The organism is Neisseria sp. HMSC070F02 (assembly GCF_001814225.1).
GTDB classification, from domain to species: domain Bacteria; phylum Pseudomonadota; class Gammaproteobacteria; order Burkholderiales; family Neisseriaceae; genus Neisseria; species Neisseria meningitidis.
In genome coordinates this window covers 7,721-30,407 of sequence record NZ_KV815455.1, presented here as the reverse complement: position 1 = coordinate 30,407, position 22,687 = coordinate 7,721, and the positions used below count along the sequence as shown (strand labels likewise).

15 protein-coding genes, 5 tRNA genes and 3 pseudogenes are annotated in these 22,687 nt (G+C 52.0%); 11 read left to right on the top strand and 12 right to left on the bottom strand.

The genetic code is table 11. The features are described from left to right. Window positions 1–149 precede the first annotated feature (149 nt). A complete protein-coding gene (locus HMPREF2959_RS07520; protein WP_002243729.1) occupies window positions 150–1,016 on the top strand; it encodes an ABC transporter six-transmembrane domain-containing protein in 867 nt (288 codons plus the stop codon). Between the two features lie 50 nt (window positions 1,017–1,066). Here the strand turns inward: HMPREF2959_RS07520 and sohB are convergent, their stop codons facing one another. From sohB to HMPREF2959_RS07475, 9 genes and pseudogenes are all read right to left on the bottom strand, one after another. Then, window positions 1,067–2,119, bottom strand: a complete 1,053-nt coding sequence (sohB, locus tag HMPREF2959_RS07515) for a protease SohB (RefSeq protein ID WP_002216779.1) — start codon at window positions 2,117–2,119, stop codon at window positions 1,067–1,069. 103 nt (window positions 2,120–2,222) lie between these two features. Further along, window positions 2,223–2,312: transfer RNA gene (locus HMPREF2959_RS07510), tRNA-Leu, on the bottom strand. Window positions 2,313–2,414: 102 nt separating this feature from the next. After that, window positions 2,415–2,488: transfer RNA gene (locus tag HMPREF2959_RS07505), tRNA-Cys, on the bottom strand. Between the two features lie 25 nt (window positions 2,489–2,513). Next, window positions 2,514–2,589 (bottom strand) — tRNA-Gly (locus tag HMPREF2959_RS07500). Between the two features lie 25 nt (window positions 2,590–2,614). Next, a tRNA-Gly gene (locus HMPREF2959_RS07495) sits at window positions 2,615–2,690 on the bottom strand. Between the two features lie 21 nt (window positions 2,691–2,711). Further along, window positions 2,712–2,787: transfer RNA gene (locus HMPREF2959_RS07490), tRNA-Gly, on the bottom strand. 79 nt (window positions 2,788–2,866) lie between these two features. Then, window positions 2,867–3,430 carry a CDP-diacylglycerol--glycerol-3-phosphate 3-phosphatidyltransferase gene (pgsA, locus tag HMPREF2959_RS07485; protein WP_002218982.1) on the bottom strand — a complete coding sequence of 188 codons (564 nt, stop codon included), beginning with the start codon at window positions 3,428–3,430 and terminating at the stop codon, window positions 2,867–2,869. A 105-nt stretch (window positions 3,431–3,535) separates the two neighbouring features. Beyond that, window positions 3,536–3,959: pseudogene (locus HMPREF2959_RS07480) on the bottom strand (hypothetical protein). Between the two features lie 332 nt (window positions 3,960–4,291). Next, complete coding sequence (locus HMPREF2959_RS07475; RefSeq protein ID WP_002212800.1) at window positions 4,292–4,627, bottom strand: carboxymuconolactone decarboxylase family protein; 336 nt, start codon at window positions 4,625–4,627, stop codon at window positions 4,292–4,294. 128 nt (window positions 4,628–4,755) lie between these two features. Between HMPREF2959_RS07475 and HMPREF2959_RS07470 the strand changes: the two genes are divergently transcribed. After that, complete coding sequence (locus HMPREF2959_RS07470; RefSeq protein WP_002216775.1) at window positions 4,756–5,661, top strand: AraC family transcriptional regulator; 906 nt, start codon at window positions 4,756–4,758, stop codon at window positions 5,659–5,661. Window positions 5,662–5,722: 61 nt separating this feature from the next. Here HMPREF2959_RS07470 and HMPREF2959_RS07465 read toward each other — a convergent pair whose 3' ends face one another. Further along, complete coding sequence (locus HMPREF2959_RS07465) at window positions 5,723–6,211, bottom strand: lipoprotein (RefSeq protein WP_002235070.1); 489 nt, start codon at window positions 6,209–6,211, stop codon at window positions 5,723–5,725. Window positions 6,212–6,357: 146 nt separating this feature from the next. Between HMPREF2959_RS07465 and HMPREF2959_RS07460 the strand changes: the two genes are divergently transcribed. Then, window positions 6,358–7,257: a DMT family transporter gene (locus tag HMPREF2959_RS07460; protein WP_070696604.1), complete on the top strand. Its 900-nt coding sequence runs from the start codon at window positions 6,358–6,360 to the stop codon at window positions 7,255–7,257. Window positions 7,258–7,297: 40 nt separating this feature from the next. Here HMPREF2959_RS07460 and HMPREF2959_RS07455 read toward each other — a convergent pair whose 3' ends face one another. Further along, a complete protein-coding gene (locus HMPREF2959_RS07455; protein WP_002220524.1) occupies window positions 7,298–8,428 on the bottom strand; it encodes a polyamine ABC transporter substrate-binding protein in 1,131 nt (376 codons plus the stop codon). Window positions 8,429–8,632: 204 nt separating this feature from the next. Between HMPREF2959_RS07455 and alaS the strand changes: the two genes are divergently transcribed. The 4 genes and pseudogenes from alaS to HMPREF2959_RS07435 all read left to right on the top strand — a co-directional run. Beyond that, entirely contained in the window at window positions 8,633–11,257 is a 2,625-nt protein-coding gene (alaS, locus tag HMPREF2959_RS07450; protein WP_002239205.1) for an alanine--tRNA ligase, read from the top strand. A 61-nt stretch (window positions 11,258–11,318) separates the two neighbouring features. Continuing rightward, entirely contained in the window at window positions 11,319–12,050 is a 732-nt protein-coding gene (locus tag HMPREF2959_RS07445; protein WP_002212793.1) for a hypothetical protein, read from the top strand. A gap of 417 nt (window positions 12,051–12,467) precedes the next feature. Next, window positions 12,468–13,250, top strand: a complete 783-nt coding sequence (locus HMPREF2959_RS07440; protein ID WP_306807855.1) for a type IIL restriction-modification enzyme MmeI — start codon at window positions 12,468–12,470, stop codon at window positions 13,248–13,250. Between the two features lie 165 nt (window positions 13,251–13,415). Continuing rightward, window positions 13,416–15,356: pseudogene (locus tag HMPREF2959_RS07435) on the top strand (class I SAM-dependent DNA methyltransferase); the annotation flags it as partial. 556 nt (window positions 15,357–15,912) lie between these two features. On the opposite strand, the gene HMPREF2959_RS07430 reads toward HMPREF2959_RS07435, so the two are convergent. Then, window positions 15,913–16,596 (bottom strand): 2,3-diphosphoglycerate-dependent phosphoglycerate mutase, encoded by a 684-nt coding sequence (locus tag HMPREF2959_RS07430; protein WP_002243731.1) that lies wholly within the window; start codon window positions 16,594–16,596, stop codon window positions 15,913–15,915. 296 nt (window positions 16,597–16,892) lie between these two features. On the opposite strand from HMPREF2959_RS07430, the gene parC reads away from it, so the two are divergent. The 4 genes and pseudogenes from parC to HMPREF2959_RS07405 all read left to right on the top strand — a co-directional run bounded on the left by parC (window position 16,893) and on the right by HMPREF2959_RS07405 (window position 22,109). Further along, complete coding sequence (parC, locus tag HMPREF2959_RS07420; RefSeq protein ID WP_033915049.1) at window positions 16,893–19,196, top strand: DNA topoisomerase IV subunit A; 2,304 nt, start codon at window positions 16,893–16,895, stop codon at window positions 19,194–19,196. A gap of 20 nt (window positions 19,197–19,216) precedes the next feature. Next, window positions 19,217–20,793 (top strand): annotated as a pseudogene (locus HMPREF2959_RS07415) (PAS domain-containing sensor histidine kinase). After that, the gene (locus tag HMPREF2959_RS07410) at window positions 20,786–21,253 is read left to right on the top strand and encodes a DNA-binding response regulator (RefSeq protein ID WP_002238201.1); all 468 of its coding nucleotides are present in this window, start codon (window positions 20,786–20,788) and stop codon (window positions 21,251–21,253) included. The pseudogene HMPREF2959_RS07415 and the gene HMPREF2959_RS07410 overlap by 8 nt, the downstream one beginning before the upstream one ends. A 103-nt stretch (window positions 21,254–21,356) precedes the next feature. Then, window positions 21,357–22,109 (top strand): class I SAM-dependent methyltransferase, encoded by a 753-nt coding sequence (locus HMPREF2959_RS07405; protein WP_002243734.1) that lies wholly within the window; start codon window positions 21,357–21,359, stop codon window positions 22,107–22,109. The last annotated feature ends 578 nt before the right edge of the window (window positions 22,110–22,687 follow it).

The window sequence follows — 22,687 nt, the reverse complement described above, 5'->3', positions numbered from 1 at the left end:
GTCGGGAGGGAAAGGAATTTTGCAAAGGTCTCACAAAGTATTTGCCACATTCGGCGACAAGCGCACAACCCGGCTGTTTGCCGATTTGGATGCACTGGCTGAAGTGATGGAAAAAACAATCTCGGAAAATAAAAAATAGGGGGGCAAATATGTGGAAAATGTTGAAACACATAGCCCAAACCCACCGCAAGCGATTGATTGGCACATTTTCCCTGGTCGGACTGGAAAACCTTTTGATGCTGGTGTATCCGGTGTTTGGCGGCCGGGCGATCAATGCCGTGATTGCGGGGGAGGTGTGGCAGGCGTTGCTGTACGCTTTAGTTGTGCTTTTGATGTGGCTGGTCGGTGCGGCGCGGCGGATTGCCGATACGCGCACGTTTACGCGGATTTATACCGAAATCGCCGTGCCGGTCGTGTTGGAACAGCGGCAGCGACAAGTCCCGCATTCGGCGGTAACTGCGCGGGTTGCCCTGTCGCGTGAGTTTGTCAGCTTTTTTGAAGAACACCTGCCGATTGCCGCGACATCCGTCGTATCCATATTCGGCGCGTGCATCATGCTGCTGGTGCTGGAATTTTGGGTCGGCGTGTCGGCGGTGGGCATACTTGCGTTGTTTTTATGGCTTTTGCCACGTTTTGCCGCCATTAGCGAAAACCTGTATTTCCGCCTGAACAACAGCTTGGAATGCGACAACCACTTTATCCGAAAAGGAGACCGACGGCAGCTGTACCGCCATTACGGACTGGTTGCGCGCCTGCGTGTGCTGATTTCCAACCGCGAAGCCTTCGGCTATCTCTGCGTCGGCACGGCGATGGGTATTTTGTTCGGCTTTGCTTTTGTGATGATGACGCTCAAAGGCTACAGCAGCGCGGGGCATGTCTATTCGGTCGGCACTTATCTGTGGATGTTTGCCATGAGTTTGGACGACGTGCCGCGATTGGTCGAACAATATTCCAATTTGAAAGACATCGGACAACGGATAGGGGGATTGGAACGGAACATCAAAGCCGGAACTTGAAAAATGCCGTCTGAACACGCTTCAGACGGCATTTCCATCCGTTCGGCAAACTACATCACATCCGCCCGCCGGTTGACAAGTTTGGCAAACAACTTTTCAACAGAAGCTTCCGCCTGCAAACCAATGCGCTGAATCAGGCTTTGCTTCTCCTGATATTTCACTTCGATAACCTGTTTGTTTTCAAACGCTTTCAACAACAAATCATCACTGGTCGAAATCTCGTCAATCAAGTTCAACGCCAACGCCTGCCGACCGAACCAATGCTCGCCCGTTGCCACTTCCTCAATATCCAATTGAGGGCGGTTCTCGCTGACAAACTGCTTGAACAACTGATGCGTTTCCTCCAGTTCCTGTCGGAATTTCTGTTTGCCCTTTTCCGTATTTTCACCCATAAAAGTAACCGTGCGCTTAAATTCGCCCGCCGTCATCACATCCACATCGATATCATGTTTTTTCAACAGGCGGTGGATATTCGGTACTTCCGCCACCACACCCACCGAACCGACAATCGCAAACGGAGCGGAAACAATTTTATCCGCCACACACGCCATCATATAACCGCCGCTCGCCGCCACCTTATCGACGGCGACGGTCAGCGGAATATTGCGTTCGCGCAAACGCCTAAGCTGCGAAGCCGCCAAACCGTAACCGTGAACCACGCCGCCCGGACTTTCCAATCTAAGCAGAACCTCATCTTCAGGCTTGGCAATCAAAAGCACCGCCGTAATCTCATGACGCAAGGATTCTACGGCGTGTGCATACAAATCGCCGTCAAAATCCAACACAAAAAGGCGGGATTTTTGCGTTTCGGCAGATTTCTCCCCACCCTCCTTCAAACGCTTTTTCTCTGCTTTGGCTTCCGCCTTTTCCTTTTTCTTTTCCTCTTTTTCCTGATGTTTTGCCTCTTCCCCGCTTAAAAAGAATGCTTCAAACGATTGCCGCTGTTTTTTATAATTTTCCGAAAAATCCGTCAGTACGACACTGCCGCTTTCCGACTGTTTCTTACTCTGTACGATAGCCAACACAATCAGCGCAATTGCGCCGAACACGGTAAGCAGTTCGAGCAGGAAAATACCGTAATTCAGTAAAATTTCTTTCCACATTGATTGGATTTCCTCTTGTTCAGGCATGAACATGTCAATATTGTCCATCACCTTCCGACAGATAAAAAAATAACCGCTTGGAGCGGCATTGTCATTTTCAGCTTGGTGCCCGGAGCCGGAATCGAACCGGCACGGGATGTTTAGTCCCGACGGATTTTAAGTCCGTTGTGTCTACCTATTTCACCACCCGGGCATTTGTGAAAGGTGGAGGCGGGGGCGCGGATTTTAACCGGCCTGTATGAAGATTGCACTCCTCATAGCATAAACACTCTGCCACCCCGCCATAGTACGATAATGGAGGCGAGAGTCGGAATCGAACCGGCGTAGACGGATTTGCAATCCGCTGCATAACCACTTTGCTATCTCGCCCTAAAACTGGCTTATCTAAAAAACTTGGAGCGGGAAACGAGTCTCGAACTCGCGACCTCAACCTTGGCAAGGTTGCGCTCTACCAACTGAGCTATTCCCGCAATGATTGTGGGAAAATGAAATTTTTGGAGCGGGAAACGAGTCTCGAACTCGCGACCTCAACCTTGGCAAGGTTGCGCTCTACCAACTGAGCTATTCCCGCGCGTTCAAACATATCGGTTTTTGGAGCGGAAAACGAGTCTCGAACTCGCGACCTCAACCTTGGCAAGGTTGCGCTCTACCAACTGAGCTATTCCCGCCCGATTTCATTCTCCAACATCGAAGAGACGCAATTATTATGGATTCTGTTTTTGCCGTCAAGCTATTTTTATGTTTTTTTCAGGCGATTTCTTTCCACGCCATTTTCAGATAATACAGCATCGACCAGACTGTCAGCAAAGATGCGATAAACATCAATACATTGCCGATAACAACAAGATTAAATCCGTAAAAATCGGGAATATTCAGCAGCAGCAGGAAGATTGCCAGCATTTGCGCGGCGGTTTTGAACTTACCGACGGTGGCGACGGCAACGCTGTTCCTTTTGCCCATTTGCGCCATCCATTCGCGCAATGCGGAAATGGTAATTTCCCTGCCGATGATAATCATGGCAAACAAAACATAGGTCCGGTCGAGTTTGACCAGTAAAAGTAGCGATACGGCAACCATCAGCTTGTCGGCGACGGGATCGAGGAAGGCGCCGAAATCGGAAGTCTGTTTCCACAGTCTTGCCAAAAATCCGTCAAACCAGTCGGTTAAGGCGGCAACGGCAAAAATGACGGCGGCGGTGAGATTAATCGTTTCCTCCGCGAACCACGGAAAAGGCAGGTAAAAAAGGGCTGTCATGACAGGAATGAGCAAGACCCTCAACCATGTGAGGAAGATGGGGAGATTCCAAGGCATCGGTTTTCTCCGTGCAGACTGTAAAGTTGTGATTATAACGGTTATCCTCATAACCCAAAACGTAAAATTGCCGCATGGGCATTCCCCCGCCCCGCCAATTTGTTTTCACATTCTTTTCAAACGCAGGAAAATGGCGGGCAATAAAAGCAAAATACCCAGTTTCAGGCTGAAAACGGCAGGTTGTGCCAACACTTCGACAAGGCGGTCTTCCGTGCGGGCAAAATCTTTATTGCTTATAGACACTGCCACTGTTGCGGTATTCCAACAGAACGCCGTTTAAAAAACCTTTGCCGACGGTTTCGCTTAAAACGGCTCTAACCTGCTCCGCCCTGATGGTTCTGCCGATATTGCCGCCTGTGCACAAACTGTCGAACCCATAGCAGGAAAGCCGGTAATGCTGCCCGTCTGCATCCAGTTTGATTGCCCGTCCGCTGCGGTTGGGGGCGGTAACGGTCAATTCCGCATATTCTAATGTTTTTTCTTGTTCGTGAAATGCCGTCAGGTAAGGTGCAATAAAAACGGCGGACAACAGCAGACAGCTTATGGCGGCAAACCATACCCAGCGATAATATAGTGGATTAAATTTAAACCAGTACGGCGTTGCCTCGCCCTAGCTCGAAGAGAACGATTCTCTAAAGGTGCTAAGCACCAAGTGAATCGGTTCCGTACTATCTGTACTGTCTGCGGCTTCGTTCGCCTTGTCCTGATTTTTGTTAATCCACTATATTTCACGCTTACCCCTTGTTTCTCAAATGCCGTCTGAAAAAAACGGCTGTATATGTTGTCTGCAAAATATCGGGAAGCATAACAGGCAAAATGCCGTCTGAAATATTTTCAGACGGCATTTCAATCCGATTCGGATTATTTTTGCGTTTCAACCGCTTCCAATGCACGCAGGGCGTAAGTGTAAGCGGCACCGGCATTCAGGGCGATGGCGGTTGCCAATGCGCCGGCGATTTCGCTGTCGGTCGCACCGGCTTTGGCGGCGGCGGCGGCGTGAACACTGATGCAGCTCTCACAACGTGTGGTAATGGCAACGGCGATGGCAATCAGTTCGCGCGTTTTGGCATCAAGTGCTTCGGCGGCGGCGGCCTGTTCCAATGCGCCGTAGGCCTGCAGCATTTTAGGATGCGCCTTACCCAGCTCGCCGAACGATTTTTTAACCAATGCGGTATGTTCTTTCCAATCTTTAAACATTTTCTTTTCCTTTCTCTTGCGTTTAACCCTGATACGCGCTTGCGTATCTGTTTTCGATGTGCGTATTATTGCAATTATTCAGTTGTGTTTCTCGTTTAATCATCTCATTTTATGGTTCAAAAAGATTTATGGACATTCTGGACAAACTGGTCGATTTCGCCCAATTGACGGGCAGTGTGGATGTGCAGTGCCTTTTGGGCGGACAATGGTCGGTACGGCATGAAACCTTGCAACGCGAAGGACTGGTACACATTGTTACATCGGGCAACGGCTATCTCTGCATCGACGGCGAAACTTCCCCGCGTCCGGTCAGTACAGGGGATATTGTATTTTTCCCGCGCGGCTTGGGTCATGTGTTGAGCCACGACGGAAAATGCGGAGAAAGTTTACAACCGGATATGCGGCAGCACGGTGCGTTTACGGTCAAACAGTGCGGAAACGGACAGGATATGAGCCTGTTTTGCGCCCGTTTCCGCTACGACACCCACGCCGATTTGATGAACGGGCTGCCGGAAACCGTTTTTCTGAACATTGCCCATCCGAGTTTACAGTATGTGGTTTCAATGCTGCAACTGGAAAGCAAAAAACCTTTGACGGGGACGGTTTCCATGGTCAACGCATTGTCGTCCGTCCTGCTGGTGCTTATCCTGCGCGCCTATCTCGAACAGGATAAGGATGTCGAACTCTCGGGCGTATTGAAAGGTTGGCAGGACAAACGTTTGGGACATTTAATCCAAAAGGTGATAGACAAACCGGAAGACGAATGGAATGTCGACAAAATGGTGGCGGCTGCCAATATGTCGCGCGCGCAACTGATGCGCCGTTTCAAAAGCCGGGTCGGACTCAGCCCGCACGCCTTTGTGAACCATATCCGCCTGCAAAAAGGCGCGTTGCTGCTGAAAAAAAACCCGGATTCGGTTTTGTCGGTCGCACTGTCGGTAGGCTTTCAGTCGGAAACGCACTTCGGCAAGGCGTTCAAACGGCAATATCACGTTTCGCCGGGTCAATACCGGAAAGAAGGCGGGCAAAAATAAATCGGGGCTTCAAACGCAAATGCCGTCTGAAAAGGCTTTCATACAGCATTTGCGTACCGCGTCATTTCAAGGGCTGCATCTTCATCACTTCCATCAAAAAGTTGGTAAATGCGGGGTTGTTGGGTTTGACATCCATATTTTTCCAACGCTGCTGCCAGCCGCGCAAGGCATTCTGGATATACAGCTTGGACTGTTCCGTATTGATTGCGCCCCGCTGGCTGTCTATCGCCGAACGCAGGTAGATTTCATACATACTGTCATCGACGGCATTGCGTCCGACCAGGCGTTTTCTGAAGTTGTTCAGATATTGCGCCGCCTGAACCTTGGTCATTTTACCGATACCCACCTGATAGCCCAAGCGCGTCGCTTCATCGCTGATTTTGGCAACATCCGTCCAATGCGAAGAGGCAAGGCGGAAACCTTTTGCAGGTGCTTCCGTTTTGACGGTATTGATAGGATTCACGGGGATTTCCGTCAATGTGGGCACATAAATAGACTGGCAGCCGGAAAGAACTGCCACAATGGAAAGAGGGATAAGGTATTTTTTCATGCCCCCATTATAATCAAGTTTGCCTTGAGAAAACAAATTGTTCGGCAAGAAAAATAAAATTTCGGCATCAGAAGCAGGCAAAAACACATTCCACAAGCCTTGCCGCAAGGTTTACAATCCGACCGTCCTTATCGCAACGACCGTTTATGGATACCGCAAAAAAAGACATTTTAGGATCGGGCTGGATGCTGGTGGCGGCGGCCTGCTTTACCATTATGAACGTATTGATTAAAGAGGCATCGGCAAAATTTGCCCTCGGCAGCGGCGAATTGGTCTTTTGGCGCATGCTGTTTTCAACCGTTGCGCTCGGGGCTGCCGCCGTATTGCGTCGGGACACCTTCCGCACGCCCCATTGGAAAAACCACTTAAACCGCAGTATGGTCGGGACGGGGGCGATGCTGCTGCTGTTTTACGCGGTAACGCATCTGCCTTTGGCCACCGGCGTTACCCTGAGTTACACCTCGTCGATTTTTTTGGCGGTATTTTCCTTCCTGATTTTGAAAGAACGGATTTCCGTTTACACGCAGGCGGTGCTGCTCCTTGGTTTTGCCGGCGTGGTATTGCTGCTTAATCCCTCGTTCCGCAGCGGTCAGGAAACGGCGGCACTCGCCGGGCTGGCGGGCGGCGCGATGTCCGGCTGGGCGTATTTGAAAGTGCGCGAACTGTCTTTGGCGGGCGAACCCGGCTGGCGCGTCGTGTTTTACCTTTCCGTGACAGGTGTGGCGATGTCGTCGGTTTGGGCGACGCTGACCGGCTGGCACACCCTGTCCTTTCCATCGGCAGTTTATCTGTCGTGCATCGGCGTGTCCGCGCTGATTGCCCAACTGTCGATGACGCGCGCCTACAAAGTCGGCGACAAATTCACGGTTGCCTCGCTTTCCTATATGACCGTCGTTTTTTCCGCCCTGTCTGCCGCATTTTTTCTGGGCGAAGAGCTTTTCTGGCAGGAAATACTCGGTATGTGCATCATCCTCAGCGGTATTTTGAGCAGCATCCGCCCCACTGCCTTCAAACAGCGGCTGCAATCCCTGTTCCGCCAAAGATAAAAAATGCCGTCCGAACATCCTTCAGACGGCATATCGGGCTTTATTTCCCCGCCTTCACATCCTGCCACTGGCGCACCATAAACTTCAATGCCGCCGGCTGGATAGGCACCATGATAAAGCTGTTTTTCAAATCCTCCTCGGTTGGGAAAATCGTATTGTCGTTTTTAAATTCGTCTTCCATCAGCTCACGCGCCGGCTTGCTCGAAGGCGCATAAGTAACGAAATTGCCGTTTTTCGCCGACACTTCCGGGTCGAGGAAGTCGTTGATGTATTTGTGCGCGTTGGCGACGTTTTTCGCATCTTTCGGAATCACGAAAGAATCCACCCAAATCCCCACGCCCTCTTTGGGCATCATCACGCGGATTTTTTCCTTGCCGCCCGCTTCTTCGGCACGGCGTTTGGCGATGTTCAAATCGCCGCCGAAACCGATTGTTACGCAGGTATCGCCGCGCGCCAAATCATCGATAAAGCCGGACGAAGTGAAGCGTTTGATATTGGGGCGGTTTTTCTTGAGCAGGGCGGTTGCCTCCCTGATGTCTTCCGTATTGCTGCTGTTCGGGTTTTTACCCAAATAGTTCAACACCATAGGATAGATTTCCGCCGCGCTGTCCAAATAGCTGATGCCGCATTGCTTGAGTTTGGACGTGTATTCGGGGTCGAACACCAAATCCCACTGGTTGTCCGGCAGCTTGTCCGTACCCAAAGCCTTTTTCACGCGTTCGGTATTGATGGCGAAGGTATTTGTCCCCCAATAAAACGGCACGGCGTATTCGTGGCCGGGATCGACCCCGTCCATCAGCCTCATCATTTCAGGGTTGAGGTGTTTATAATTGGGAATCAGCGACTTATCGATTTTCTGATACGCACCTGCCTTAATCTGCCTGCCCACAAACGCATTGGACGGCGCGACAATGTCGTAACCGGATTTTCCGGTCAGCACCTTGCTTTCCAGCGTTTCATCGCTGTCGTACACATCATAAGTAACCTTGATGCCGTTTTTCTTTTCAAAATCGGCAACGGTTTCCGGATCGACGTATTCCGACCAGTTGTAAATTTTCAATACGTTTCGGTTTTCCGCCGGCGCCGGTTTTTCGGCAGGCGGTTTGTCCGAACCGCCGCACGCTGCAAGCAGCAAAGCAGTCAGGACGGCGAGTGGCAGATGTTTGGCCATTATCATTCCTTGCATATCGGGTTGGAGAAAGCGGCCATTATAGCCGATATTGGCAACAGGGCTTCAGACGGCATTCAAAATCCCGCCACACTCTTCCGAAAACCGCCGCTTCCATAGCTAGAAACAGGGATTTGCGGTAAGATACCGCCGTTCGTTTTCCCTGCTTTTACCATGACACGACATTTGAGAGACATTGAAAAAATTATGAAAACCTCCGAACTGCGCCAAAAATTCCTAAAATTTTTTGAAACCAAAGGCCACACCGTCGTCCGCTCTTCCAGCCTCGTGCCGCACGACGACCCGACCCTGCTGTTTACCAACGCGGGCATGAACCAATTTAAAGACGTATTCTTAGGTTTCGACAAACGCCCGTACAGCCGCGCCACCACCGCGCAAAAATGCGTACGCGCCGGCGGCAAACACAACGACTTGGAAAACGTCGGCTACACCGCCCGCCACCACACCTTCTTTGAAATGATGGGCAACTTCTCCTTCGGCGACTACTTCAAACGCGACGCCATCCATTTCGCTTGGGAGTTTCTGACTTCCCCCGAATGGCTCAACATCCCTAAAGACAAACTGTTGGCGACCGTTTACGCAGAAGACGACGAAGCCTACAACATCTGGTTGAACGAAATCGGTATGCCGTCTGAACGCATCGTCCGCATCGGCGACAACAAAGGCGCGAAATACGCGTCCGACAACTTCTGGCAAATGGGCGACACCGGCCCTTGCGGCCCCTGCTCCGAAATTTTCTACGACCACGGCGAAGAAATTTGGGGCGGCATTCCCGGCAGCCCCGAAGAAGACGGCGACCGCTGGATCGAAATTTGGAACTGCGTATTCATGCAGTTCAACCGCGACGAACAAGGCAATATGAATCCGCTGCCCAAGCCGTCCGTCGATACCGGCATGGGCTTGGAACGCATGGCCGCCGTCATGCAGCATGTTCACAGCAACTACGAAATCGACTTGTTCCAAGACCTGCTCAAAGCCGTTGCCCGCGAAACCGGCGCAGCTTTCAGCATGGAAGAACCAAGCCTAAAAGTCATCGCCGACCACATCCGCTCCTGCTCATTCCTGATTGCAGACGGCGTATTGCCTTCCAACGAAGGCCGCGGCTACGTATTGCGCCGCATTATCCGCCGCGCCGTGCGCCACGGTTACAAACTGGGTCAAAGCAAACCGTTCTTCCACAAACTCGTTGCCGATTTGGTCAAAGAGATGGGCGGTGCCTACCCTGAGTTGAAAGAGAAACAAGCACAAATCGAAGAAGCGTTGAAAAACGAAGAAAGCCGTTTTGCCCAAACGCTGGAAACTGGTATGGCTTTGTTGGAAAACGCGCTGGCCAAAGGCGGCAAAACACTCGACGGCGAAATCATCTTCAAACTCTACGATACTTACGGTTTCCCATACGATTTGACCGCCGACATCTGCCGCGAACGCAATATCGAACTGGACGAAGCAGGCTTCGAGCGCGAAATGGAAGCCCAACGCGCACGCGCACGCGCCGCACAAAGCTTCAAAGCCAACGCCCAACTGCCTTACGACGGTCAAGATACCGAGTTTAAAGGTTATAGCGAACGCCAAACCGAATCCAAAGTCCTCTCCCTATACAAAGACGGCGAGCAAGTCAACGAATTGAACGAAGGCGACAGCGGCGCAGTCGTCATCGACTTTACCCCGTTCTATGCAGAATCCGGCGGCCAAGTCGGCGATGTCGGCTATATCTTCTCAGGCGAAAACCGCTTTGAAGTACGCGATACCCAAAAAATCAAAGCGGCCGTATTCGGTCAATTCGGCGTACAAACTTCAGGCCGTCTGAAAGTCGGCGACAGCGTTACCGCCAAAGTAGATGACGAAATCCGCAATGCCAATATGCGCAACCACAGCGCGACCCACCTGATGCACAAAGCCCTGCGCGACGTATTGGGCGGACACGTCGAACAAAAAGGCTCTTTGGTTACCGCCGAATCCACCCGTTTCGACATTTCCCATCCCCAAGCGGTAACTGCCGAAGAAATCGCCGAAGTCGAACGCCGAGTCAACGAAGCCATCTTGGCCAACGTTGCCGTCAACGCAGCCATTATGAGCATGGAAGATGCCCAAAAAACCGGCGCCATGATGCTCTTCGGCGAAAAATACGGCGACGAAGTGCGCGTACTGCAAATGGGCGGTTTCTCCACCGAATTGTGTGGCGGTACACACGTTTCACGCACCGGCGACATCGGCCTCTTCAAAATCATCAGCGAAGGCGGTATTGCCGCAGGCGTGCGCCGTATCGAAGCCATCACCGGCCTGAACGCACTCAAATGGGCGCAAGAGCAAGAGCGTTTGGTGAAAGACATCATTGCTGAAACCAAAGCCCAAACCGAAAAAGACGTACTGGCGAAAATCCAAGCAGGCGCGGCACACGCCAAAGCATTGGAAAAAGAATTGGCACGCGCCAAAGCCGAACTCGCCGTCCACGCAGGCGCAAAACTCTTGGACGACGCAAAAGACTTGGGCGCAGCCAAACTCGTTGCCGCCCAAATCGAAGCCGACGCAGCCGCCCTGCGCGAAATCGTAACCGACCTGACCGGAAAATCCGACAACGCCGTGATTCTTTTAGCGGCAGTAAACGACGGCAAAGTCTCCCTGTGCGCCGGCGTATCCAAACCGTTGACCGGCAAAGTGAAAGCAGGCGATCTGGTTAAATTTGCAGCCGAACAAGTCGGCGGCAAAGGAGGCGGCCGTCCCGACTTGGCGCAGGCCGGCGGCACGGATGCCGGCAAATTGCCCGAAATGCTGGTAAGCGTGGAAAGCTGGCTTTGTCAGAAATTAAGTTAAATTTAAATCTTAATAAGCCATTTGAGTCTTGTTCAAATGGCTTATATTTTGGATTGTTAGAATGAATACTAAAACAGAGTTACAAAAACTTTTAGAAGAGGATATATCAACTTTAACAGAAACACTAATTTGTGCAGATGCTCTTCCTCCAAGATATGTACGTAGCATTGCAACTCCTATTGTCCGTCGATGGTTAATTGACAAACAATTAAATATTCTCGCAAAAGAAATAGGTTTAACTATAGAATTGCCCATCCTTGATACAAGTTTGGTATTTGAAAAATTGTCAACCTTAGAGAATAAAGTTAATTTTTATATGGCTGGTGGAGTTTATTTAGGCGGAGAATTTATTAGCTCTATATATCATTCATCACAAGAATTTTCTGGTGAACCAATAATCTATGCTGAACCAAATATAATTTTATGTCCTGCTGAAAAATTTTTAACTTTAAAACGAGTTTTCCATAATGGAAATATTTTTAATATGAATCAGATAATTACTTTTTTATCCAATAAACAAGGAGGAGTACATTTTGATAAAAATTACGATAAATATAAAACTTGGCAAGTTGCTATAGAAAAAGCAGCAAATTTTTTAAAACTCGGTAATCCATATAATGAAGATAAATTATCTCTTAGTGAAGAACATGATACTATTTTAGTAGTTTTACCATTAGAAAAAGGATATGAATGGAATTGTCTTGAGATAGAAGTACTATCCGCTGCTCAATCTCTAGCAAATATCTATTGCAACAAAGTTCGCCTCATAGATGGTCATGTTTGGAAGGAATAAAAGAAAAAGCATAGTTGGTAATTTTTAGTTACGTAGGGTGGGCTTCAGCCCACCGTTTTTTCATTTTTGATTGTTGATTGGTGGGCTAAAGCCCACCCTACGGTTACTAAAATCCCGTCATTACCTCGCAGGTGGGAATCCGGTTTGTTCGGTTTCGGTTTTTTAGGGACAGTGCCGCAACATTAAATTTCCAGATTCCCACTTTCGCACAAATAACAGCGCAAATAGGGCAAAGATAAGGATATGGGGTTTTTTCTTTGAATTTACTATACAATTCGCCCGTCCCCGTTATAGAAACCCAAGCCGATGAAAACCCTGCTCCAACTCCAAACCGCCGCACAAAACTTCGCCGCCTACTACAAAGACCAAACCGACGAACGCCGCGAGAAAGACACCTTCTAGAACGAATTTTTCGCCATTTTCGGCATCGACCGCAAAAACGTCGCCCACTTCGAATACCCCGTCAAAGACCCTGCCGACAACACCCAATTCGTCGATATATTTTGGGAAGGCATCTTCCTTGCCGAACACAAATCCGCCAACAAAAACCTGACCAAGGCCAAAGAGCAGGCGGAGCGTTATTTGCAGGAAATCGGGCGCACCAAGCCCTCTGCGCTGCCCGAATATTACGCCGTCAGCGATTTTGCCCATTTCCACCTTTATCGCCGCGTACCTGAAGAAGGCGTGGAAAACCAATGGCAGTTCCCTTTGGAAGCATTGCCCGAATACATCACGCGCGGCGTTTTCGACTTCATGTTCGGCATCGAAGCCAAAGTCCGCCAAATTCAAGAAGAAGCCGATATTCAAGCGGCGGCGGCCATCGGCAGGCTGCACGACGCGCTCAAAGAAGAAGGCATTTACGAAGAACACGAGCTGCGCCTCTTCATCACGCGCCTGCTTTTCCTCTTTTTTGCCGACGACAGCGCCGTTTTCCAGCGCAACTATCTCTTTCAAGACTTTTTAGAAAGCTGCAAAGAAACCGACACGCTCGGCGACAAGCTCAACCAACTCTTTGAATTCCTCAACACACCCGACCAAAAGCGCAGCAAGACCCAAAGCGAAAAATTTAAAGGTTTCGAATACGTCAACGGCGGCCTGTTTAAAGAACGCCTGCGCACCTTCGACTTCACCGCCAAGCAGCACCGCGCCTTAATCGACTGCGGCAATTTCGACTGGCGCAACATGAGACCTTTGCAATAACATAGGTTACTAAAATTTTATGCTCAATCTCATTTTCAAAATGCAAAACTTTTCTGATTTTTCCTACTTTTTGCTCAATATTAGGAAGGTTTTAGGCAATTGAAAATTTTTTGGCGCATTTTTATGCGTCAAATTTCGTTAACAGACTATTTTTGCAAAGGTCTCAACATCAGTCCCGAAATCTTCGGCACGCTCTTCCAATCAGTCATGGACGCACAAGAGCGGCGCGAAGCGGGCGCACACTACACCGAAACCGCCAACATCGACAAAGTCATCAACGGCCTTTTTTTAGAAAACCTGCGCGCCGAATTTGAAGCCGTCAAAGCCTTCAAACGCGACAAAGCCAAAAAGCTCGCCGCCTTCTACCAAAAAATCCAAAACCTGCAATTCCTCGACCCGGCCTGCGGCTGCGGCAACTTCCTTATCGTCGCCTACGACCGCATCCGCGCCCTTGAAGACGACATCATCGCCGAAGCCCTCAAAGACAAAGCAGGCGGCCTGTTCGACAGCCCGTCCGTCCAATGCCGTCTGAAACAGTTTCACGGCATCGAAATAGACGAATTTGCCGTCCTCATCGCCCGCACCGCCATGTGGCTCAAAAACCACCAATGCAACATCCGCACGCAAATCCGCTTCGACGGCGAAGTCGCCTGCCATACGCTGCCGCTCGAAGACGCCGCCGAAATCATCCACGCCAACAGCCTCCGCACACCTTGGCAGGCGGTGGACTACATCTTCGGCAATCCCCCCTTTATCGGCTCGACCTACCAAACCAAAGAGCAGAAAAACGACCTCGAAAGCATCTGCGGCCATATCAAAGGCTACGGCCTGTTGGATTACGTCTGCAACTGGTACGTCAAAGCCGCCGGCATCATGGCGCAGCATCCCCAAGTTCAGACGGCATTTGTTTCCACCAATTCCATCTGCCAAGGCCAGCAGGTCGAAATCCTCTGGGGCAGCCTTTTAAACCAAGGCATCGAAATCCACTTTGCCCACCGCACCTTCCAATGGACGAGCCAAGCCGCAGGCAAAGCCGCCGTCCACTGCATCATCGTCGGCTTCCGCCAAAAGCCGCCAATGCCGTCTGAAAAAACCCTCTACGACTATCCCGACATCAAAGGCGAACCCGTAAAACACGCCGCGGCCAACATCAATCCGTATCTGATTGACGCGCCCGATTTGATTATCGCCAAGCGCAGAACCCAAATCAGCGGGGAAATTGAAATGCTTTATGGTAATAAGCCGACCGACGGCGGCAACCTTATCCTCTCAACCGCCGAAAAAGACGCCCTGATTGCCGCCGAACCCTTGGCGGAACAATACACCCGCCCCTTTGTCGGCGCAGAGGAATTTATCAACGGCAAAACCCGTTGGTGCCTGTGGTTTCACGGCGTATCCGATGTCAAACGCAACCACGACCTGAAACAAATGCCACAAGTTCAAGCCCGTATTCAGGCAGTCAAAACCATGCGCGAAGCCAGCAGCGACAAACAAACTCAAAAAGATGCAGCAACCCCGTGGCTTTTTCAAAAAATCCGCCAGCCTTCAGACGGCAATTTTCTGATTATCCCACGCGTCTCATCCGAAAGCCGCCGTTTCGTCCCCATCGGTTATCTATCATATGAAACAGTTGTCAGCGATTTGGTATTTACCCTTCCAAACGCCAGCCTCTACCACTTCGGCATCCTCAGCTCCACCATGCACAACGCCTTTATGCGTACCGTTGCCGGCCGTCTGGAAAGTCGTTACCGCTATTCCAATACCGTTGTGTACAACAACTTCCCCTTCCCCGAAAGCTGCCGGATGCCGTCTGAAAACGACCGCCAAGACCCGCTCCGCTCCGCCGTCGAAACCGCCGCCCAAGCCGTCCTCGACGCGCGCGGACAATACCGCCGAGAAGCGCGGGAAGCCGGTTTGCCCGAGCCGACCCTCGCCGAACTCTATGCGCCCGACGCAGGCTATACCGCCCTAGACAAAGCCCACGCCGCCCTCGACAAGGCAGTCGATAAAGCCTACGGCTACAAAACAGGCAAAAACACCGACGACGAAGCCGAACGCACCGCCTTCCTGTTCGAGCTGTACCGCAAGGCGGCGGCAATTGCGTAGTAGTTGCGTAGTAGTTGCGTAGTAGTTGCGTAGGATAGTTGCGTAGGGTGGGCTTCAGCCCACCAACTCCCACCAACTCCCACCAACTCCCACCATCTTCACCCTAAAACCCCGTCATCTCCGCAAAAGCAATTGCGTAGGGTGGGCTTCAGCCCACCGTTTTTCTTCATTTTCGGTTGTTGATTGGCAGGCTGAAGCCCGCCCTGCGGTTACAAAAATCCCGTCATTCCCGCGCAGGCGGGAATCCAGACCTTTCGGGGCGGAAACTTATCGGATAAAACGATTTCCCCTGCATCCTGGATTCCCACTTTCATGGGAATGACGGGATATAGGTTTCCCTACGGACGTGTTCAGATTCCCGCTTTCGCGGGAATGACGGCGGAGCGATTTCTGCTTTTCCGATAAATGACCGCAACCTAAAACCCATCCTTCCCACGAAAACAGAAAAACAAAAACCTAAAATCCCGTCGTTCTCGCGAAAGCAGTTGCTACGTTTACCGTCAAAAATGCCGTCTGAACGCTCAAGCCTTCAGACGGCATTTTTTATTTCACACCCTTACAGGTAGAATTTTTCGATGACTTTCAAATTGTCGTCCAATTTGTACACCAACGGCTGGCCAGTCGGGATTTCCAAGCCCATGATGTCTTTGTCGGAAATGCCCTCGATGTGTTTTGCCAGCGCGCGCAGGGAGTTGCCGTGCGCCGCCACCAAGACGCGTTTGCCGCTCAAAATCGCGGGGGCGATTTGGTCTTCCCAAAACGGCAATACGCGCTCCAGCGTTACTTGCAGGTTTTCGCCGTCGGGTACGACATCGGCAGGCAGATGGGCATAGCGGCGGTCTTTGTGTGCGGAAAACTCATCGTCTTTGTCCAAAAGCGGCGGCAGGGTGTCGTAGCTGCGCCGCCAGATGCGGACTTGCTCGTCGCCGTATTGTTCGGCGGTTTGTTTTTTGTCCAAACCTTGCAGTTGGCCGTAGTGGCGTTCGTTCAGCCGCCATGTTTTGATTTGCGGTACGAACAGTTGGTCGGATTCTTCCAAAACGATGTTGCAGGTCTTAATCGCGCGGGTCAGGACGGATGTGAAGGCGATGTCGAACTCATAGCCGTTTTCTTTCAGTTTTTTACCGGCGGCGGCAGCCTCGGCAAGCCCCTGCTCGCTCAGCTTCACGTCGCGCCAGCCTGTAAACAGGTTTTTCGCGTTCCATTCGCTTTGTCCGTGGCGGATAAATACCAGTTCCATATCGTCTCCAATGTGTGAAAGTGGGAAAGCCTTATTTATAACATATTTTCACATTTCCCGTATTTGATTCAGATTCAGACACGCGCCCACTATGGTTTGCCGTTTTGATTTACAATAATGCCCTTTGCTTTACATTCCGCATACACAATGTTTCAACACACAGGACGACACATAAAGCACCGCCCTATGTGTTGCCCTGATTTGGAAGGGGTTGCCCCCTCCCAAATAAAGTCTGATTCTACCGCCCCGAAGGACAGATGTCCGAGTGGCGGGGGTTCAACCGAAAAGGAAATACGATAAATATGCAACCGCACGCTCCACATACCGATTCCAATACGCTGATGCTCGGCCGATACGCCGAACGCGCCTATCTCGAATACGCCATGAGCGTGGTCAAAGGCCGCGCGCTGCCTGAAGTTTCAGACGGCCAAAAGCCCGTTCAGCGGCGCATTTTGTTTGCGATGCGCGATATGGGTTTGACGGCGGGGGCGAAGCCGGTGAAATCGGCACGCGTGGTCGGTGAGATTTTGGGTAAATACCATCCGCACGGCGACAGTTCCGCCTATGAGGCGATGGTGCGGATGGCGCAGGATTTTACCTTGCGCTATCCCTTAATCGACGGCATCGGCAACTTCGGTTCGCGCGACGGCGACGGTGCGGCGGCGATGCGTTACACCGAAGCGCGGCTCACGCCGATTGCGGAATTGCTGTTGTCCGAAATCAATCAGGGAACGGTGGATTTCGTGCCGAACTACGACGGCGCGTTTGACGAGCCGCTGCACCTGCCCGCCCGCCTGCCTATGGTGTTGCTCAACGGCGCGTCAGGCATCGCGGTGGGCATGGCGACCGAGATTCCGTCGCACAATTTGAACGAAGTTACGCAGGCGGCGATTGCGCTGTTGAAAAAGCCGACGCTGGAAACCGCCGACCTGATGCAATACATTCCCGCACCTGATTTTGCCGGCGGCGGTCAAATCATCACGCCGGCGGACGAATTGCGCCGGATTTATGAAACCGGCAAGGGCAGCGTGCGCGTGCGTGCGCGTTATGAAATCGAAAAATTGGCGCGCGGACAATGGCGCGTCATCGTAACCGAGCTACCGCCGAACGCCAATTCCGCCAAAATCCTTGCCGAAATCGAAGAGCAGACCAACCCGAAACCGAAAGCGGGCAAAAAGCAGCTCAACCAAGACCAGCTCAATACCAAAAAGCTGATGCTGGATTTAATCGACCGCGTGCGCGACGAGTCCGACGGCGAACATCCCGTGCGACTGGTGTTCGAACCGAAATCCAGCCGCATCGATACCGATACCTTCATCAACACGCTGATGGCGCAAACTTCGCTGGAAGGCAATGTGTCCATGAACTTGGTGATGATGGGGCTGGACAACCGCCCCGCGCAGAAAAACCTGAAAACGATTTTGCAGGAATGGCTGGATTTCCGCACCGTAACCGTAACACGCCGTCTGAAATTCCGTTTGAACCAAGTGGAAAAACGGCTGCACATCCTCGAAGGCCGTCTGAAAGTCTTTCTGCACATCGACGAAGTGATTAAAGTCATCCGCGAATCAGACGACCCGAAAGCCGATTTGATGGCGGCGTTCGGGCTGACCGAAATCCAAGCCGAAGACATTTTGGAAATCCGCCTGCGCCAGTTGGCGCGTTTGGAAGGTTTCAAACTCGAAAAAGAATTGAACGAATTGCGCGAGGAACAAGGCCGTCTGAACATCCTTTTGGGCGACGAAAACGAAAAACGCAAGCTGATTATCAAAGAGATGCAGGCGGACATGAAGCAGTTCGGCGACGCGCGCCGCACGCTGGTGGAAGAAGCCGGACGCGCCGTGTTGACGCAAACCACCGCCGATGAGCCGATCACGCTGATTCTGTCGGAAAAAGGCTGGATACGCAGCCGTGCCGGACACAACCTTGATTTGAGCCAAACTGCGTTTAAAGAAGGCGACCGCCTCAAACAAACCCTCGAAGGCCGCACCGTTTTACCCGTCGTCATCTTGGATTCACTGGGCAGAACCTACACGCTCGATGCCGCCGAAATCCCTGGAGGACGCGGCGACGGCGTACCGATTTCATCCTTGATCGAGCTGCAAAACGGCGCGAAACCCGTTGCGATGTTGACAGGATTGCCGGAACAACATTATTTATTATCAAGCAGCAGCGGCTATGGCTTCATCACCAAGCTGGGCGATATGGTCGGGCGCGTGAAAGCGGGCAAAGTGGTGATGACCGCAGACAGCGGCGAAACCGTTTTGCCGCCGGTTGCCGTCTATGCCTCCTCGTTCATCAACCCCGACTGCAAAATCATTGCCGCCACCAGTCAAAACCGCGCCCTCGCCTTCCCCATCGGCGAATTGAAAATTATGGCGAAAGGCAAAGGGCTGCAAATCATCGGATTAAACGCCGGCGAATCGATGACGCATACCGCCGTTTCTTCCGAGCTGGAAATCCTGATTGAAAGCGAAGGCAGGCGCGGCGCGGCGCACAAAGACCGCATCCCCATCTCCCTGCTTGAGGCAAAACGCGGCAAAAAAGGCAGACTATTGCCCATATCGGGCAGTCTGAAACAGCTTTCTTCCCCGAAATAAACCCGATTCCACACATAATTATGGTGATTTCCAACCCCCGCGAACTTGAGAAACTCAAAGACCAGATTCCCAATCTGATCAACATCGCCCGCATCGCCACCGTCCTCCCCCTGCTGATTATGCATATCTTCGGGTTGGAGGTCAGCGGGCATGAAAACCTGCACGTCTCATGGACGACATGGGCATTTTACTTGTGGCTCGCCATTTCCTGCTGGATGATTTTCTTTTCCACCCTCAATCCGCAATGGCAATGGCAGGCTTTGAAGATACCGAGTTTCAGCGCCGTGTCCGACATTACCATGATTGGCATACTGACCTACCTGTTCGGCGGCATCAACTCGGGGTTCGGCATCCTGATCCTGCCCTTCGTGGGCAGCTCCTGCCTGCTCAGTTACGGGCGTTACCCCCTGCTCTATGCCAGCTACGCCGCCATCCTGCTGATATTGAATGCCCTTGCAGACAGCAATATCAATATGTATCCGCTGATTTTGGATGCAAAAACCGTCACCAACACCTTCGTCCTCGTGACCGGCTCCTATTTCGTCGCCATGATTGCCTCGCTGTCGGTCAGATACATCGACCGTGCCGGCAAACTTGCCCATGAAAACCACGCCGCCTACCGCCGCATCAGGGGCTTGAACCAAATCGTGCTCAACCGCGTTCAGGAAGCGGTCGTCATCATCAACGTCGAGTATCAGACCGTACTGTTCAATAAAAAGGCAAAAGATCTGCTCCCCACGCTTGAAATCGGACAGCATACCGCCCTGTTCGACCCTATTACCGTTTTATGGGACAAGGCCCCTTCGCGTACTTTCGAACGCAATATCGACACGCCCGCCCTGACCGCCCGCATCCGCGCCGTGCCGATGAACAAAGAGCAGAACAAGCTGCTCATCCTCTACATCCGCCCGCAAAGCGAAATTCAGGCAGAAGCCCTGTCCGTCAAACTTGCCGCGCTCGGACAACTGACCGCCAACATCGCCCACGAAATCCGCAACCCCATGTCCGCCATTCGCCATGCAAACGACCTGTTGCGCGAAAATGCAGAGGAAGAAGAAACCGACCCGTTCAAGGTCAAACTTTGCGAAATCATCGACGGCAACGTCCGCCGTATCGACAAAATGCTCGAAGACATCTCCTCGCTCAACAAACGCAACAAAACCGAACGCGAAACCATCGGCCTGATACCGTTTTGGGAAGAATTCAAACAAGAGTTCCTGCTCGGCCATCCCGATGCCGCCGGCTGCATCCGCTTGGATATGCAGGGCAATCACCCGACCGCCTATTTCGATCCCGCCCACCTGCGGCAAATTATGTGGAACCTCGCCAACAACGCGTGGCGGCACAGCCGCAAACAGCCCGGCTCGATTTCCGTCACCATCCGCCCCGCGCAAAAAAACACCGTCTGCATCCTCTTTGCCGACCGCCCGAAGTGCAGGAACACCTGTTCGAACCCTTTTACACCACGGCGGAAAACGGCACCGGCCTCGGGCTGTATGTCGCCCGCGAACTGGCACATGCCAACTTCGGCGATTTGACCTACCTGCCCGAAGCCAAATGTTTCGAACTCGCATTACCGGAAAAAACCAATGACTGAACTGCAACACCCCGTCCTCGTCGTCGATAACGAAACCGACATTCTCGACCTGATGGAAATGACCCTGATGAAAATGGGCTTGCGCGTCCATACCGCGTCAGGCGTTGCCGAAGCCAAAAACAAGCTCGACAGCCAACGCTATTCGCTCGTCCTGACCGATATGCGTATGCCGGACGGCTCGGGGCTGGAAGTCGTCCAACACATCAACAGCCGCCTGCTCGATACGCCGGTTGCCGTCATCACCGCCTTCGGCAACGCCGATCAGGCACAGGAAGCGTTGCGTTGCGGCGCGTTCGACCCCGATACCATGCAGATACAGGACTATCTCGACCAAATCGAACGCGACATCATCGAACAAACCCTCAAACAAACCGAAGGCAACCGCACGCAGGCCGCCAAACGCTTGGGCATCAGCTTCCGTTCCATGCGCTACCGTATGGAACGCCTCAACATCGGCTGACGACAAAACGGCATCCGCACCATCTCCGCCCACCCGAAAAAATGCCGTCTGAAACGGCACGGCAAAGCGGGTTCGCCCCACGCCCGAACGGACACAAAACACCATGACCGACATCCTCATTGACAACACCGCCACCGAAGCCGTCCGCGCCCTGATACAGGCATTCCCCCTTGTGCCCGTTTCCCAACCGCCCGAACAAGGCAGTTACCTCCTTGCCGAACACGATACCGTCAGCCTCAGGCTTGTCGGGGAAAAAAGCAGCGTCATCGTCGATTTTGCCTCCGGCGCGGCACAATACCGGCGCACAAAAGGCGGGGGCGAACTCATCGCCAAAGCCGTCAACCACACCGCGCACCCCACCGTTTGGGACGCAACCGCAGGATTGGGGCGCGACAGCTTCGTCCTCGCCTCGCTCGGGCTGGCCGTTACCGCCTTCGAGCAGCATCCCGCCGTAGCCTGCCTGCTTTCAGACGGCATCCGCCGCGCCCTCCTCAATCCCGAAACGCAAGACACCGCCGCGCGCATCACCCTGCATTTCGGCAACGCCGCAGTACAAATGCCCGCCCTTGTTCAAACACAAGGCAAACCCGACATCGTCTATCTCGACCCCATGTATCCCGAACGCCGCAAAAGTGCCGCCGTTAAAAAAGAAATGACCTACTTCCACCGGCTCGTCGGCGAGGCGCAAGATGAGGCCGTCCTCCTCCATACCGCCCGACAGACTGCAAAAAAACGCGTCGTCGTCAAACGCCCCCGCCTCGGCGAACACCTTGCCGGACAAGCCCCTGCCTACCAATACACCGGCAAAAGCACCCGCTTCGACGTTTACCTGCCCTACGGGACGGACAAGGGATAACGCCCATAAAACAAGACACCGAAAAATTTGCCGTTCTTATGCAAACGAGAAACCGGTTTTTGCGTTTCGACTGTTTTGGATAAGTCATCACACCTTAAAGTTTGTCATTCCCACAGAAGTGGGAATCCGATTCATTCAGTTTTATAGTGGTTTAAATTTAAACCACTATAGTTGTTTTCGAGTTTCAGGCAACTTCCAAGCCGTCATTCCCACGGAAGTGGGAATCTAGAAATGAAAGGCAACAGGAATTTATCGTAAATGACTGAAACCGAACGGACTAGATTCCCGCCTGCGCGGGAATGACGGGGCGGGAGGATGCCGTCTGAACTTCCGTCATTCCCGTGAAAACGGGAATCTAGAACTTCTGATTTTTCAGACGACTTTTGAACATTGCCGCCACCCAATGATCTGGATTCCCACCTGCGCGGGAATGACGAGGTTTCAGGTTGCTGTTTTTAAGTTGCTGTTTCGGGTTGCTGTTTTTTATGGAAATGACAAGGTTTTAGATTGCGAGAATTTATCCGCTCCTCCGTCATTCCCACGGAAGTGGGAATCCAGAAATGAAAAGCAACAGGAAT

What these genes read in the sequence shown, in the direction of transcription:
- HMPREF2959_RS07520 (WP_002243729.1), top strand. Translation starts at nt 150, where the DNA reads ATGTGGAAAATGTTGAAACACATAGCCCAAACCCACCGCAAGCGATTG.
- sohB (WP_002216779.1), bottom strand. Translation starts at nt 2,119, where the DNA reads ATGTGGAAAGAAATTTTACTGAATTACGGTATTTTCCTGCTCGAACTG.
- pgsA (WP_002218982.1), bottom strand. Translation starts at nt 3,430, where the DNA reads ATGCCTTGGAATCTCCCCATCTTCCTCACATGGTTGAGGGTCTTGCTC.
- HMPREF2959_RS07475 (WP_002212800.1), bottom strand. Translation starts at nt 4,627, where the DNA reads ATGTTTAAAGATTGGAAAGAACATACCGCATTGGTTAAAAAATCGTTC.
- HMPREF2959_RS07470 (WP_002216775.1), top strand. Translation starts at nt 4,756, where the DNA reads ATGGACATTCTGGACAAACTGGTCGATTTCGCCCAATTGACGGGCAGT.
- HMPREF2959_RS07465 (WP_002235070.1), bottom strand. Translation starts at nt 6,211, where the DNA reads ATGAAAAAATACCTTATCCCTCTTTCCATTGTGGCAGTTCTTTCCGGC.
- HMPREF2959_RS07460 (WP_070696604.1), top strand. Translation starts at nt 6,358, where the DNA reads ATGGATACCGCAAAAAAAGACATTTTAGGATCGGGCTGGATGCTGGTG.
- HMPREF2959_RS07455 (WP_002220524.1), bottom strand. Translation starts at nt 8,428, where the DNA reads ATGGCCAAACATCTGCCACTCGCCGTCCTGACTGCTTTGCTGCTTGCA.
- alaS (WP_002239205.1), top strand. Translation starts at nt 8,633, where the DNA reads ATGAAAACCTCCGAACTGCGCCAAAAATTCCTAAAATTTTTTGAAACC.
- HMPREF2959_RS07445 (WP_002212793.1), top strand. Translation starts at nt 11,319, where the DNA reads ATGAATACTAAAACAGAGTTACAAAAACTTTTAGAAGAGGATATATCA.
- HMPREF2959_RS07430 (WP_002243731.1), bottom strand. Translation starts at nt 16,596, where the DNA reads ATGGAACTGGTATTTATCCGCCACGGACAAAGCGAATGGAACGCGAAA.
- HMPREF2959_RS07410 (WP_002238201.1), top strand. Translation starts at nt 20,786, where the DNA reads ATGACTGAACTGCAACACCCCGTCCTCGTCGTCGATAACGAAACCGAC.
- HMPREF2959_RS07405 (WP_002243734.1), top strand. Translation starts at nt 21,357, where the DNA reads ATGACCGACATCCTCATTGACAACACCGCCACCGAAGCCGTCCGCGCC.